This window comes from Methylobacterium sp. J-076, assembly GCF_022829405.1.
GTDB lineage: Bacteria > Pseudomonadota > Alphaproteobacteria > Rhizobiales > Beijerinckiaceae > Methylobacterium.
Map to the genome: position 1 here is coordinate 81,606 of NZ_JAKSXW010000129.1, position 16,070 is coordinate 97,675.

Genomic DNA, 16,070 nt, shown 5'->3' on the forward strand with positions numbered 1-16,070 from the left:
CCTCGCGCTGCCGCTCGGGGTCGGTGTAGGAGGGATCGATGAGCCCCCGGCCGATCCTGCCGACGAGGGCCGTGCGGATCAGGCCCTGCTCGACGGTCGGGTCGGCGAAGACGGTGAGGCCCTGGCGCGCGCGGGCGTCGCCGACCTGATCCAGGATCCAGGTCGACGGAATCGTAAGTCACCTACCATATGCTTCCCGTTTCTTCGTACCGCCTCTTCAATTCCGGGAGATCTTCTCTAAGTCTTTGCAACATATCCTCATATTTATAGGCAAAAGGATTGAACTTATCGCTCTCATAGAAATCGATAAAATCGAAATCGCCCAAGCTCATGCGCACGAGACACATAACTATACCGGCGCTTCTGTGATATTCAGTGTAAGGAACGCCAATGTAATTCGGCATCGGGATATCGAGAGGCGGCGGATCATATTTCGGCGGCATATTTTCAAGAAAATTGCGCTCAGAGCTGAAATCGTACAATTTATGAAGTATCCTGACCCCATCATCGACCATAGATTCGAGCAGTTCCGGGACATCTTGAATGAGCGTGTAATTTTTCAAGTACATTTCATTCTCTAATGCATACGCTGGAATTTTTCGATCTATATGGGTAAGTCCAACTTTGTTTTTAGGAAATTTAATGAGTTCATATTTTATCTTTTCGTAATTTAAAATAGATGTGCAGTCTCCCATTCCTGTATATTTTGCGGTAAGTTTCCCTAATTTCCTGAAACACACCCATATGCTCGGGTCCATATCTGCAACGCCGTATTTGAACGTGAATCCTGCACAGATCTGAGTTCGAGCGAATTTGGCAATCCTGACAGTGAAAAGATTATTTGAGAAAGTCACGCCATCAAATCTATTCGCTACTTCTTTGCAAATATCAAATAATTCTTGCTTATAGATTGGCGCTATCATTAATTTCTCCCTTTTATTCTGATTACCCAAGCTGGCATAGTGGGGAATTGGCGTATTATATCTGCCTCACGTGCTCTTCCACCCACGCCAGTTGCCGTCCCTTGTGCGATCTCCGGTAGCACGCCGGCCTGATTATCCGTCAGGCGGCCATTCCCACTTTTGACCTCGATCACCGCCCTCCCTTTTGAGTCGGTAGGAATCATCGTCACGGGGGTGCCATCTTCATTGACGACAGGCTTCCCGTTCAGATCCTCGAGCACGCTGCCGGGCGGGATCTCGGCCGTCTTCCCGTCGGGCACCTCGATGACGCAGTCCGGCCGGCACCGTGTGCCGTCCGAGCCGACGACCGTCACTTGTCCAGTCACCTTCGCGCCCTGTGCTCGAAGGCCGTCGTTTACTTCTTTTTCCGCATTCTTCCCGGTTTCGTTGTTCTCCTGAATATCGGCATTCAAGACACCGGCATTGCCGGCCGTCACGGCGATACCGAGGGCCTTCCCGCCTTGTTGCGCGATCTCATAGGCTTGGTCGGCGTCAAGCGGAGTGGCGATCCCGCTGGCGCTGATCACCCGCCCGCCCGTCAGGACGGTGTCACCGGATGGGGTCGTGCTGAATAGGACTTGCTTGACCGTGCCGTCTGACGAGGTCAGCGTCATCATACGCTGGGTTTCGTCGGCCTTGCCGCTCCAGCTGACCTTCGTGCCGTCGTCCGTGGCGCCAGCCTTATCGGTATCGAGACTGCTGTTGTCCGGTGTGATGAGCTGGACAACGACGTTGGCGAGGGGGATTGCCCGGCTCGCCGCGCCTGCAACACCGGCAACCCAGCCCGTGGTCGTCGGGGCGAGGCCGCCTACGGCACCGGATGTCAAACTGGTGTATTGCGCATTGTCGAGAAGCGCCCGAAGAGCTGTCTGCTTTGCCGCATCTGCTTGATCGGCTGGAATATCCCCCTTGGCCACCAGGGCATCGACCATCGCATCGATTGCACCCTCGGGGGTCCGCCCCGCCAAGCCGACCTGCTTGGCGACTTCCTTCACCCTCGCCTGCACCTGCGCCGGCAGGTCCTTGAACCCCTCCCGCGCCGCCCGCCCGATCTGCGCGACCCCCGCCCGGATGCCCTGGAACCCGCCCGCCGCCTCGCCCAGCGCCGAACTCGACCCGTAGAAGCTCACCCCCGAGCGCGTGTCCCGCGTCACGGCCTGCGCCCGGCCCACGTCCCGGTTGATCGCCGCCACGTCCTGGCCCTGGTGATCGGGATCGCGGAGCGTGATCGTCCCCGCCCCGATCGTCCCTCGGCTCACCCCTTCCCGGTCCGCGTTCGCGATGCGGCCCGAGATCGACGCCCCCACCGGGCGACCGTCCGGCGTCGTCGCGGGCGGGCCCTGGCTGCCGTTGGCCGTCTGATCCGACCCGCCCCCTGCCGTGACGGTGGCCCCCAGCGTCAGGGCGAGCGACCGGCCGCGGTCGTGGTCGGACAGGTCCGTGACCGACAGCGTGCCGGTGTCCAGGCTGAGGTGGCCCGTCCCCGAGGCGATCACCGCCCCGTCCACCCCCGTGTGGCCGCCCACGCTCACGCTCAGACGGTCGCCGGCCAGGAGCGCCGTCTGCTCCCCGACCCAGGCCCGGTCCGTCGTGCTCCGGCCCCCGCCCAGCGACAGCGAGCCCGAACTCGGACTTGTGCCCACGCCCAGAGTGATCCCGCCCGAGAGATGCCGTGACGTGCTCCCGCCCTGGGTCGTGTCCTGGCGCGAGGCCACCGTGAGGTCGCCCCCCACCGCCACCGCGATCTCCGGTGCACGCACCACGGCCCCCGCCACGGTGGTGTCCCGGCCGGACGTCAGGCTCAGCCCCGTCCCCGCCGTCAGATGCGCGTTCAGGTTCGTGGACCCCGCCTCCTGGCCCTGCGAGCGCGACAGCGCCGCGTCGGCCGTGATCCCCGCGCTCGCCCCGTCGAGGCCCAGGCTCGCCCCCAGCCCGAGACCCGCCTTCCATGCACTCGCCGACTGCGCCGAGGCGGTGCGCGAGACCGCGCTCTCGACGGTCAGGTCCCGCCCGGCCGCGAGGTCCATCCGGCCCCCCGCCTGTCCTTGCGTGCCCTGCAGGCGCAGGTCCCGGCCGGCGGTGAGGCTCACGTCCCCCGCCGCGCTCAGCGTCGTCGGGCGCTGCGCCTCGCTCGCGCTCTCGCTGCGGCTCTGGCTGTGCGCGGCCCCGAGCGTCAGGCTGGCGCTCAGGCTCGGGTGGCTCAGCGCCAGCGCCCCGTCGATCGCCTGCATCGCCCCCGAGGCCACGCCCACCGCCCGGTAGCCGGCCCCGCCCTGGCCGGAGGTGGCGGTGTCCACGGCGCCGCGCAGCTGGTCCAGGGCGCCGGTGATGTTTTGTCCGATCGCCAGGGTCAGGCCGATTGCGGTGCGGCTGCGGCTCGCCCAGGCGTGGCTCGTCTCGCGCGCGGCCAGCAGGGCGAGGTCGCGCCCGGCCGAGACCGTGAGGTCGGCCCCCGAGGCGAGGTCGGCGCCGGTGAGGGTGGCGTCGCGGCCCGCCGCGAGGACGACCCCCGCCCCGCCGAGGATGGAGGAAGGCGCCGCCCCGGTGGTCTCCGCGCCGGTCCGGGTGGTGGCGGAATGGGTGCCCGCGCCGAGGGACAGGCCGCCCTCGGTGAGCGAGCCGGTCAGCCCGATGCCCGCGACGCGGCGCGCGGTGCTCGTGGCGGTGCGGGTGTCGCCGGGGGCCAGCACGAGGTCGCGCCCCGCCGTGAGGCGCGCGAGGCCGGCGGCGGAGACGGCGGAGCCAGTGACGGTGAGGTCCTGGCCGGCGGTGAGCGTGGCGTCGCGGCCGGCGGTGAGGAGGGTGGCGGCGTTCTCGACGCTCGACGCGGAGCCGGCGATGCGCTTGGAGCGCCAGAGGTCGAGCCCGCCGCCGCCGCCGAACAGGCCGAAGCCGGACGAGGAGGTGGAGACGGCCGCGCTGTGCCGGTCCTGGCCGCCGAGCAGGGCGAGGCTGCCGGCGGCGGTGAGGGCGAGGTCGCCCCCGGCGGTGAGGTGGCTGGCGGTGACGGTGAGGTCGGCCCCCGAGACGAGGGTGAGGGCGCCGCCGGCGGCGATCTCGGAGGCCTGGCTGGTGCTGTCGCTCCGGCTGGTGCGGGTGGTCTTCGAGGAGAACCAGCCGTCCTTGCGCGTCAGGCTGGTGGTGGTGGCGGTGTCGAGGGTGGCGGCGATGGTGACCGGGCCGGCCGCCGTGAGCCGGGCGTCGCCCCCCGCGACGAGGGTCGAGCCGAGGACGGAGAGCGCGCCGCCGGCCTCGACGGTGAGATCCCCGCCCGCGGCCACGAGGCCGCCGGTGTTGAGGGTGGCGGTGGTGGCGATCCAGGCGTTCCTGCCGCCGACGAGGCCGGTGGTGGTGACGGCCTGCGCGGCGATGAGGAGGTCGCCGCCGGCCTGGAGGGTGAGGTCGTGGGAGGCGGTGAGGGTGCCGCCGCGGTCGGTCAGGTCGCCGGTGGTGACGATGCTCAGGCTGTCGGCGCTGACGACGCCGCCTGCTTCCGGGCTCTGGCGTCCGGCGACGCCGGTGACGCGGCGCTCGTTGAGGAAGCTGCCGGCGTCGATGACGAGGGAGCCGGTGGCGAGGAGGTATCCCGTGTTGGTGGCGCGGTCGGCGCGGATGACGATGTCGCCGCCGGAGATCGTCCCCCCGGTGGTCTGTGTGTAGCGGGCGAGGTCGCCCGGGGGCAGGAGGAGGACGGGCACGAGGGCGCGCTGCCCCTCGACGACGCGGGCCTCGTACCAGAGCATCGGCGCGGCGACGGCGGCCTTCTGGGTGTCGGTGAGGGTGTCGCCGAGATGGATCTCGGGGTTGGCCTTCAGGTAGTCGACGGTGCCCTGGTAGAGGGCGTCGCGCTGCCGCTCGGGGTTCGTGTAGCGGGGATCGAGCAGGGCGCGTCCGGTCTGCTGGACGAGGGCTTGGCGGATGAGGGTCTGCTCGGTGGTGGGGTCGGCGAAGACGGTGAGGCTCTGGCGCGAACGGGCGTCGCCGACCTGATCCAGGATCCAGATTGGCGTCCGCTCGCCGGTTCCGGGAAGCGGGGCCCGGCGGAGATAGCCGATGCCGCCGGCCGTGCCGGGGCTGGCGATGGCCCGTCCGGATGGCGGGGTGACGCCGGCCGATCCGATCGCCGTGTCGGCGGGCGAGACGGGACGGGGGAAGGACCGCGCGTTCGGGCTGCCGATCCCCTCGCGGAGGAGGCGCCCGCCGGTGGCATCCGCCGCGAAGGGGGTGATGCCCAGCCGGTCGCCCGTGGCGTTCGCGGCCATCACGGCACCGTTCAGACGGTCTCCGGCGGCATCCGCCGCGATGTGTGCGCCGGTGAGCCGGCCGGCGGTCGCATCCGTCGCGACGCGCGCGCCGTTCATGCCGCCGCCGGTCGCGTTGGCGACCACGTCGCGTCCGCTCAGCCTGTCGGCCGTCACATTCGGTGCCAGGGTTTCCGTCGAAGACAGGGGCGCCGTGGACGCCTTGTCCGGGCCGACATTCGGATCGCCGAGCGGACCGCCGCTCGACGCGGCGGCGATCGTTTGGCCGGTGGGGCTCTCGTTCGGCGCGGCGCGCTGCAGGGCGGCGCCCGTGGCCACGCTCCCGCCGCTGGCGGAGGCGGTGAGGTCGATGGTGCCGTTGGTCAGGCGCGGCGGGGGCGCGGTGACGGTTGTGCCGGTGAGCCCGTTGACGACGACGGCCGCATCGATCGTGACCGTTGGTCCGGTGATCGTGCCTGTATTGGTGAGGGTCGTGGCGACGATCCTGACGCCATTGTCCCCCTCCAAGAGGGCGGTGCTCTGTGTGGACCCGCTCTCCCAGCCCTCGATGATCACGCTGCCGAGGTTGGTGGAGCCGCCGACCTTGTACATGCGAAGATACGAGCCGGCCTTGCGGCTGCGGTTGTCGATCGTCCCCGCCTTGATCGCGAGGACACCGCCCGCGGTGATGATCGAGGCGTCGTTGAGGAGCGTATTGGCTTCAATCGACATGTCGCCACCCCCGACGATTTGGGCGGCATCGGATGTCTCGGCGTATGTCGTGATGTTGTCCTGGTACTTCTCGGGCGACTTGGACGCATGGGTGCTCGGTGCGTGGATCGTCGTCGTTTGGGTTTGCGCTGTGCGCGTGTTGGTCAACGTCCCGCCGACCTTGATCCCGAGGGCGCCGTTCGCCTGGATGACGGATGCGGTGTTGGTCAGATCGTGCGCGGCTTCGATCCACCCGTCGCCACGCGTGAAGATCTGGCCTCGACTGGCGGTCTGAGCGTTGCCGACGGCGATGCTGCCGCCGGAGATCAGCGTCAGATCATCGCGCGAGGCGATCGTCCCATCGACCACGACGTCGCCGCTCACGGACAGGGCGAGCTTGCCCTTCGCCGCTGTCAGGGTTTGGCCGGCGGCCACGGTGAGGCCCTGATTGGTCAGCGTGAGGCCGAGGTCGCCTCCGAACGAGAACTGACCGTGGGGGACGTCGTTGATGCCGAACACGTCGAGGTTGGTGGTCGCCGCACGGATCGCGGCGAGAGAACCGCCGGAGATCGAGGCATAGGATCCGTTGCCGAGGTTGCCCGTGACGGCGATCGCCAGGGTCGGCGCCGAGATGACCGCAGTGGCGGTGTCCGTGCCGGCATTGCCGAGCGAGGCACCCTGGATGACGAGGGTGTCGGCGGCGGAGATCGTCCCGGCATTGCTGACGGCGCCGGCTAGCGTGATGCTGGCGATGGCGGCCGAAATCCCGCCGGTCGCGAGGTTGTCGAGCGACGCGCCCGTCGCCACGAGCGTGCCGTCCGCCGTGAGACGGCCTTCATTTTTGATGCCGCTTCCGACCGTGAGCGACAGATCTTTGGCGGAGACCGCGCCCTTGTTGCCGAATGCTCCATCGATCTTGATCGACAGGAAGTCGTCGGCCGCGATCGTGCCGACGTTGCTGGCATCGCCGGTGACGGAGAGCTTCGCCCCCTGGGACGCCAGACGCCCCGAAGCCTCGTTGGTGAAGGTTCCGGCCCCGACGTCGAGCGAGCCTCCTGCCGACATCTCTCCGGCATTCGACAGTCCGGTGGCCATCTTGACGGTCAGGTTTCGCGCGCGAAGAACGGAATTCGCCTGTCCTTCGTAGCTTTCGGCCCTGACCGAGCCATCGCTGCTGAAGGTCACCTGCCCGGCGTTGGTCAAGGCGTGCGTGAGCGTGATCGTGCCGACGCCGTTGGCCAGGACCTTGCCGGTATTCGCGAGGCTGACGGCGGAGAGGGCGAGATCGCCGGTCGACTCGATCTTGCCTTTGTTGACGGCCGCGCCGCCGAGCGCGAGGCGCAGGGTGGCGCCCGCGATGCGTCCCCCCGTGCCGTTCTCGAAATCCCCGGCCTCCGCGTCGAGGCTCCCGCCCGAAACGATCTGACCCAGGTTTCCGAGATGACCACTTCCGAGGCGCACCACCACGGAGCCGCCGCCCATCCGCGCGGCGTCGGACGCGCCTTCGTACCCGGCGGCCGTGAGGGTCAGCGCCCCCTTCGCGACGATGTCGCCGGTGGACGACACGATCCCGCCCGCGGTCAGCCCGACATCACCCTCCTGCGACGTGAGCCTGCCGGCGTTGTCGATCCGGCCCCCGACACTCAGCGTCACTGCATCGATGGCGCCGATTGTGCCCGTATTGCTCAGGTCGCCTCCGACCCCCACCGACAAGCTTCGCCCGACGATACTGCCGCCGTTGCTGAGAGCTCCCGTGAGCGTGACGGTGCCCGCGCCATTGGCCACGATCACGCCGGCGTTCGAGAGGCTGGGTGCCGTGATGGCGAGAGCGCCGGCCGCTTCGATCCGGCCCTTGTTGTCGGCCGCGCCGCCGAGGGCGAGGCGCATATCGGTGCCGGCGAAGCGTCCGTCGGCGCCGTTGTCGAAGGCCCCGGCCTCGACGTCGAGCACGGCGCCGGAGACGACCTGGCCGAGGTTCAGGAGGTGGCCGCTCCCGAGCCGCACGGTGACCGTGCCGCCGCCCATGCGCGCGGCCGACGAACCCGTCTCATAACCGGTCGCGGTGAGGGTGAGCGCGCCCTTCGCGACGATGTCGCCGGTGGACGACACGGTCCCGCCCGCCCGGAGCGCGAGGTCGCCCCCCTGCGCCAACAGGCTGCCGCCATTGTCGAGGCGTCCTGCTGCGGTGACGGTCAGGGTGGTGATGGCACCGACCGTGCCGGTGTTGGCGAGGTCGCCCCCCGTCTGCAGCGTCAGGCTTCGCCCGATGAGGCTGCCGCCGTTGGTCAAGGCGCCCGTGAGCGTGACGGTGCCCGCGCCATTGGCCACGATCACGCCGGCGTTCGACAGGCTGGTTGCCGTGAGGGCGAGATCGCCCGTGCCTTCGATCCTGCCCTTGTTGTCGGCCGCGCCGCCGAGTGCGAGGCGCATGGCGGTGCCGGCGATGCGCCCGTCGGCGCCGTTGTCGAAGGCCCCGGCCTCGACGTCGAGCGCGGCGCCGGAGACGACCTGGCCGAGGTTCAGGAGGTGGCCGCTGCCGAGGCGCACGGTGACCGTGCCGCCCCCCATGCGCGCGGTTGACGCGTTCGCCTCGTAGCCGGCGGCGGTGAGGGTGAGCGCGCCCTTCGCGACGATGTCGCCGGTGGACGACACGATCCCGCCCACCCGGAGCGCGAGGTCGCCCCCCTGCGCCAGCAGGCTGCCGCCGTTGGCGAGGCGTCCTGCTGCGGTGACGGTCAAGTCGGTGATGGCACCGATGGTCCCGGTGTTGGCGAGGTCGCCCCCCGTCTGCAGCGACAGGCTTCGCCCGATGAGGCTGCCGCCGTTGCTCAGCGCATCCGTCAGCGTGAGCGCGCCTGTCCCGTTGGCGAGGATGATGCCGGCGTTCGCGAGGCCGGCTGCCGTGAAGGCGAGATCGCCCGTGGCTTCGATGCGACCCTTGTTGCCGGCCGCACCGCCGAGCGCGAGGCGGATGTCGGTGCCGGCGAAGCGGCCGTCCGTCCCGTTGTCGAAGGCCCCGGCCTCGATGTCGAGCGCGGCGCCGGAGACGACCTGGCCGAGGTTCAGGAGGTGGCCGCTCCCGAGGCGCACGGTCACCGTGCTACCCCCCATGCGCGCGGCCGACGAGCCCGTCTCGTAGCCGGCGGCGGTGAGGGTGAGCGCGCCCTTCGCGACGATGTCGCCGGTGGACGACACGGTCCCGCCCGTCCGGAGCGCGAGGTCGCCCCCCTGCGCTAGGACCTTGCCGCCGTTGTCGATGCGGCCCGTGACCGTGATGGCCATATCATCGACGGCTCCGATCGCGCCCGTATTGCTCAGGTCGCCTCCGACCCCCACCGACAAGCTTCGCCCGACGACACTGCCGCCGTTGCTGAGAGCTCCCGTGAGCGTGACGGTGCCCGCGCCATTGGCCACGATCACGCCGGCGTTCGAGAGGCTGGGCGCCGTGAAGGCGAGAGCGCCGGCCGCTTCGATCCGGCCCTTGTTGTCGGCCGCACCGCCGAGGGCGAGGCGCACATCGGTGCCGGCGAAGCGGGCGTCCGTCCCGTTGTCGAAGGCCCCGGCCTCGACGTCGAGGGCGGCGCCGGAGACGACCTGGCCGAGGTTCAGGAGGTGGCCGCTCCCGAGGCGCACGGTGACCGTGCCGCCGCCCATGCGCGCGGCCGAAGAACCCGTCTCATAACCGGTCGCGGTGAGGGTGAGCGCGCCCTTCGCGACGATGTCGCCGGTGGACGACACGATCCCAGTCGCACTCAGAGCAAGGTCGCCCCCCTGCGCCAGCAGGCTGCCGCCGTTGGCGAGGCGCCCGGCGGTGGCGATCGTTAGGGTGGTGATGGCACCGATGGTCCCGGTGTTGGCGAGGTCGCCCCCCGTCTGCAGCGACAGGCTTCGCCCGACGACACTGCCGCCGTTGCTCAGGGCGCCCGTCAGCGTGAGCGTGCCTGTCCCGTTGGCGAGGGCGATGCCGGCGTTCGACAGGCTGGTTGCCGTGAGGACGAGATCGCCCGTGGCTTCGATGCGACCCTTGTTGTCGGCCGCGCCGCCGAGCGCGAGGCGTATGCCGGTGCCGGCGATACGACCGTCGGTGCCGTTGTCGAAGGCCCCGGCCTCGACGTCGAGCGCGGCGCCGGAGACCAGTTGGCCGAGGTTCAGGAGGTGGCCGCCGCCGAGGCGCAGGGTCACCGTGCCGCCCCCCATGCGCGCGGCCGACGCGTTCGCCTCGTAGCCGGCGGCGGTGAGGGTGAGCGCGCCCTTCGCGACGATGTCGCCGGTGGACGACACGGTCCCGCCCGCGCGGAGCGCGAGGTCGCCCCCCTGCGCCAGAAGGCTGCCGCCGTTGGCGATCCGGCCTGCCGCCTCGACCGTCAGCGTGTCGAGGGCGCCGACCGCCCCGGTGTTGGCGAAGTCGCCACCGGCTCTCACGGCCAGGGTCTGGCCGAAAAGCCCCCCACCGTTGGCGAAGCCGCCGGCCGATCGGATCGCCAACGCCCCGTTGGTGAGGATGACCCCGGAGCTGGTGAGGCTGGCCGCGGTGAGGGCCAGATCGCCGGTCGCCTCGATGCGACCCCTGTTGTCCGCATCCCCGCTCAGCACGAGGCGGACGCTGGTGCCCGCGAGGCGGCCGTCCGCGCCGTTGTCGAAGGTACCCGCCTCGACGTCGAGGCCGCCGACCGCCACCAGCTGGCCGAGGTTGCCGACATGGCCGCCGTCGAGCCGCACGCTCACGCTGTCGCCGGCCGTTCGTGACGCGACGGACGTGGCTTCGTAGCCGGCGGCGGCGAGGGACAGCGTCCCCTGAGCGATGATGTCGCCGGACGAGGCGACGACCCCGCCGGCACCGAGGGTCAGGCCGCCCCCATGGGCCAGGAGGCTGCCGGCATTGTCCACGCGTCCGCCGACATTCAGCGTCAGCGCTCCGAGGGCGCCGAGCGTCCCCCTGTTGGCGAGGTCGGTCCCGACCCGCATCGAAAGGCTCTGCGCGACGAGACGGCCAGCGTTCGCGAGGATGCCCGTGACGGCGACGGTGCCGATGCCATTGGAAAGGACCGTGCCGGAGCTGGTGAGGCTGGCCGCGGTGAGGGCCAGATCGCCGGTCGCCTCGATGCGTCCTGCATTCTTCGCCTCGCCGCCGAGCGCGAGGCGCACGCCCGTTCCCACGAGATGCCCGTCCGCGCCGTTGTCGAACGCGCCGGCCTCGACGTCGAGCGCGTTCGCCGAAACGATCTGGCCGAGGTTGAACAGAAGGCCGCCCAGACGCACGATCACCGTGTCGCCGCCCATCCGCGCAGCGGTGGAACCCGTCTCGTAGCCGGCGGCGGCGAGGGAGAGCGCTCCCTTCGCGATGATGTCGCCGCCGGAAGACACGACCCCGCCCGCGCCGAGGACGAGGTCCCCGCCCTGGGCGAGCAGCCGACCGGCATTGTCGACCCCGCCGCCGACGCTCACCCTCAGCGATTCCAGGGCGCCGATCATGCCGCCATTGGTGAGATCGCGTCCGACCCGAAGCGCCAAGCCTCGTCCGATGAGGCTGCCTGCGTTGTCGAGGTCACCCGAGACCGCGACGGTCCCGGTGCCGTTGGTGAGCACGATACCGGCATTGGCGAGGCTGGCTGCGGCGAAGGCGAGATCGCCCGTGGCCTCGATGCGTCCCCTGTTGATCGCTCCGTCGAAGGCGAGGCGCAGATCGGCACCCGAGAGCCGGCTGTCCGCGCCGCTGGCAAAGGCCCCCGCCACGACGTCGAGGGTGCCCGCAGAGACGACTTGGCCGAGGTTCAGCAGATGGCCGCGGCCGAGACGGACGGTCACCGTGTCCCCGCCCATCCGCGCGGCGGTCGAGCCTGCCTCGTAGCCGGCGGCGGCGAGGGAGAGCGCGCCCCTGGCGATGATGTCGCCGGTCGATGTGACGACACCGCCCGCGCGAAGCGCCACGTCGCGCTCCTGCGCCAGCAGGCTGCCGGCGTTGTCCACCCGGCCTCCGACGTCCGCATCCAGCGCTTCGACGGCGCCGATCATGCCGGCGTTGGCGAGGGCGCCCCCGACCTTCACGGACAATGTCTGGCCGATCAGGCTTCCACCGTTGGCGAAGGCGCCCGTGACGGCGACGATGGTGGAGCCGTTGGCGAGGATCACCCCGGAACTGAGGAGACTGGCGGCGGTCAGGGAGAGGTCGCCGGTGGCCTCGATATGCCCGGTGTTCTCCGCGCCGCCGCCGAGCGCCACGCGCACGGTCGAACCCGCGAGGCGGCCGTGCGCCCCGTTGCCGAACGTGCCGGCCTCGATGTCGAGGGCGTTGGCCGAGACGAGTTGTCCGCGGTTCAGGAGAGGACCGCCGCCGAGGCGCACGGTGACGACGTCGCCGCCCATCCGCGCGGCGGCGGACGTGGCTTCGTAGCCGGCGGCGGCGAGGGACAGCGCGCCCTGGGCGATGATGTCGCCGGACGAGGAGACGAGCCCCCCCGCCGCCAGGGTGAGGTCGCCGCGCGCGATGAGGCTGCCGGCATTGTCGATGCGGCCATCGACACGGATGTCCGTGGTCCGCGCCGCGATGAGGCCGGTCGTGGCGGCGGTGAAGGCACCACCGACCCGCACGACGATGCTCTCGTCGGCCTGGATGCGACCGGAGGTGACGAGATCGCCCCCAACCACGAGATGCCCGGAGGCCGGTGCGGTCGGTTCGCCGGAGACGGCGAGGAGCGCACCCGTGTTGGTCAGGTTCCTTGCCGAGACGTCGAGGCCGCCGAGCGCGGCGACCGTGCCCGCATTGGTCAAGTCGCCGGTGGCGGCGAGGCGAACCACCGGGGCCGACAGGCCGGCATCCTCGCCCAGCGTGAGGGAGGCGGCATCGATGTCGATCCGCCGCGTGGCCGTCATCTGCCCGAGGCCGGCGAAATCGCCGACGACGGTGGCTGCGACCGTGTTGCCCGAGATCCGCGAAGCGGCGCCGCCGTGAAAGCTCGCGCCTTCGACGCTGACGAGGCCGGAGGCGACGAGATCGCCCCCCGAGGCGATCCGCCCGGTGACCCCCAGGATGAGGTCACCCGCCTTCGCATAGAAATGTCCCGGCGAGTGCAGGCCGCCGCCGGAGGTCAGCGTCAGGGAGCGGGCCCCCCAGACTGTCCCGGCATTGTCGACATCGCCCGCCACGTAGAGCCGGGTCAGGGCACCGCCGGCCGTCACCGTCCCATCGTTGCGGAGCGAGGCCGCCCGCAACGTCAGACCCTCGCGCCCCAGCACCGACCCGATGTTCTCGAAAGGCCCGGCGACCACGAGGTCGGCTGTCCGCCCGGCCAGCACGGCCTCGTGCGAGCCGGCCGCATAGCCCTGCGCTCGCAGGGTCAGCGCCCCGTCGGTCTTGATCGTGCCGTCGTTGCGGGTCAGCCCCGCCACGGCGAACGACAGCGTCCGATCCGAAAGGATGCCTCCGAGATTGGTCAGCCCCCCGGACAGGGTGATCGTCACATCGGGGCCGTAGATCGTTCCCTCGGCCCCATTCGTCAGCGCCGCCGCCGTCAGGGTCGTGGCGGTGCGTCCGAAGAGCGTGCCGTCGTTGTCGATGTCTCCCCTGAGGTTCAGGAGGAGCGCGTCCTGCACGAGGCCGCCGCGGGGGAGCACGACGAGCCGGTTGCGGATCGTCAGGTCGAGGTTGGCATTGTCGAGGATCGTGCCGAGGCTCAGCCCGTCGCGGGCATCGACGGCGAGGCGGCCTTTGGCCTCGAACGCCGTGGCCTGGCCGAGGGTGACGTCGCTGCCGGACACGCTCACATCGCCCTGCGCCTTGAAAGCGGTGGTGCCGAGTTCAACGCCAGTGACGCCCGCGACCGCGATCGTCCCGGCTCCGACCCTCAGGTCATGGCTCGAGACGGAACGGCCCTCGACCGCGACCCGTCCGAACGCCGATACGGTGCCGGTCGCCGTGAGGGCGCCCGCAGTGGTCAGCGAGATGTCCTGGCCCGAGACCAAGTCGCCGCGAGCGACGAGGTCCTGGAGAGTCTCGACCACGATGGCGTCGTTGGCGGTCAGGCCTGCCCCGAGGGCGAACTCCGCCGTGCGGCCCTGCACCGTGATGCGCCCGACCGCCTCGTTGCGGCCGGACACGAACACCGCTCCGTCGGCCTCGATCCGCAGATCCGATGCGCTGGCGCTCGACGCGAGGCGCAGGTCACCGTAGCTCCGGACCTCGATCGGACCGGAGAGTGCGTTCAGCGAGCCGTCGAGGCTGATGCCGAGGTCCGCGTCCCGGGACAGGATCGAGATCGTGCCCGCGCGGATCGTCCCGTCCGCGCCGGAGGCGATGGCGGGGCCCGTGACGGGTCCCGCACCCGAGAGCGGCGTGGCGATATCGGCGGAGGGATCGTAGGTCACCGCCCCGGCGCGCAGGCGCACGGCATCTCGGGCGAGCACCGGACCGTCGAGGCGCAGCTGGCGGCCGATGAGATCGATCCGGCCGAGCGTTTCGCCGTTGCCGCCGCTCAGGCCCGCTCCGCCGACGGAGACCGTCCCGCCGGTGACGGCGTAGCTCACCGTGCCGCCCCGGTAGTCCGGGCTCGGCACGCCGGTGGTCAGCGTCACACGGCCGGCATTGATGAAGGTGCAGCCGACGCAGCCGACCCCGTTGGGATTGGCCACGACGACATCGGCGCGGCCGCCGAACACTTCGGTCGGTCCGTTGAGGGTCGAGGTGCCGGCGCCGGTCACCTCGTTGACGATGACGCTGGCCGGGCGGCTCGCGGCGAGGTTCGGGTTGGCCCCGACCGCGCCGCCGATCACCGAGGTGCCGCCATAGCCCGCGTTGTTGAGGATGACGCCCCGGGTGTCGATGTCGTAGCGCTGGAACTTGTTGTGCGACACGCCGCCGAAGCTCGGCGTGGTGATGGCGATGACCGGCGTCCCGTTGGTCGAGACGCCGACACCCGGCCGGAACTGGATCGGCGCCCGGGGATCGACGATGGCTTGAGCCTGGGCGAGGTTCGTCAGCGGGGGTTGCAGGAGCAGAGCCAGGGCCGAGACGAGGCTTACCCCCCGGCGAGCCTGGCGGGGCAATCCGCAATGCAGCCCGAGTTCGGCCGTCGTGACGGTGGCGAAACCGGAACCCGCGTGCGGGCCGATCTCGTCGAAAGCCGGGTGCGTCATCCCCAATCCCATCGTCGTGACGGCCCCCGGCAAGGCGGTGAGGGCGTCGGGCTGGCTCTCGTGCGCGTGAGGGCGGTCAGTCGCCGGCCTTCCAGGCCTTGGCCGCGTTCTGGGCCTTGACGACCTCCTCGTCGGAGAGCTCTGCCGTGACGCGCTGGAGGGCGGCGCTGGCGCCCGGGTGCTGCCGGGCGGCGGCGAGGTTGTAGTAGAGATGCGCCTTGGCGAGGTCGCGCGGCACCGACTGCCCGGCCTCGAGGATCGCGCCCAATTCGAACAGGCCGACCGGGTTGCCCTTGGCCGCCGCACGCTCGAAGAACGCCAGCGACTTGGCCCGGTCTGCGGCCACCCCAAGCCCGTCGCGGTAGGCGAAGCCCAGGGCGTTGAGCGCGCCGATATGGCCCTTGGCGGCGGCCTTCTCGTAATATGCGATCGCTCTGGTGAGGTCCTTGGGCGTGCCACGCCCGTCGGCGTGCAGGCCGGCGCAGTTGAAGGCGCCGTCGGCATCGCCGGCATCCGCCGCCTTGCAGATCATCTCGAAGGCGGCGTGATAGTCCTGCAGAACCTTCTCGCCGCGATAGTGCATCAGGCCGAGTCGGTTCATTGCCCGGGCGCTGCCCTTCTCGGCGGCGGCGAGGTAGAGGACCCGGGCCTTGTCGAAGTCGCCCTGCACGCCGACGCCCAGCTCGACCATGCGGCCGAGGTAGAACGCCCCCTCCGGCTCGCCGAAGCCGTAAGCCTCGTTGAACGCGCTCAGGGCCTCGTCGTAGCGACGCTCCTCCAGGGCCTTGAGACCGGCCGCGAGCCGGGACGCCCCGGCGGCGGGGTCGGCCTTCTCGGAGGCCGGCTGGCTCGCCTGGAAGGTCGGGGCGGGCTTGTCCGCCGCCGGCGGGGCCGCGGGCGTCGGCGCGGCCTTGTCGGTCGCGGCCGGCTTCCTCGCCTCGGCGGCGATCCCCTGCGGGGCGCCGAGGACCGTCGCCCCCAGGAGGGCGGAGAGCCCGATGATCAGGAGGCGCGCGTCGTGGGCCAT

At 70.4% G+C, this 16,070-nt stretch carries 3 protein-coding genes; all 3 read right to left on the bottom strand.

Annotated elements, in window-relative coordinates:
- Positions 1 to 182: 182 nt before the first annotated feature.
- A complete protein-coding gene (locus MKK53_RS13895; protein ID WP_243929296.1) occupies positions 183 to 923 on the bottom strand; it encodes a hypothetical protein in 741 nt (246 codons plus the stop codon).
- On the bottom strand, positions 923 to 15,043 hold the full coding sequence (locus MKK53_RS25445) for a hemagglutinin repeat-containing protein (RefSeq protein ID WP_279599025.1): 14,121 nt from the start codon (positions 15,041 to 15,043) through the stop codon (positions 923 to 925). Before MKK53_RS25445 ends, MKK53_RS13895 begins: the two co-directional genes overlap by 1 nt.
- Positions 15,044 to 15,119: 76 nt before the next feature.
- Positions 15,120 to 16,070 carry a tetratricopeptide repeat protein gene (locus MKK53_RS13910; protein ID WP_243929297.1) on the bottom strand — a complete coding sequence of 317 codons (951 nt, stop codon included), beginning with the start codon at positions 16,068 to 16,070 and terminating at the stop codon, positions 15,120 to 15,122.

Coding starts and splice junctions, on each gene's coding strand:
- MKK53_RS13895 (WP_243929296.1), bottom strand. CDS start 923: ATGATAGCGCCAATCTATAAGCAAGAATTATTTGATATTTGCAAAGAA.
- MKK53_RS13910 (WP_243929297.1), bottom strand. CDS start 16,070: ATGGCCCACGACGCGCGCCTCCTGATCATCGGGCTCTCCGCCCTCCTG.
- MKK53_RS25445 (WP_279599025.1), bottom strand. CDS start 15,043: ATGACGCACCCGGCTTTCGACGAGATCGGCCCGCACGCGGGTTCCGGT.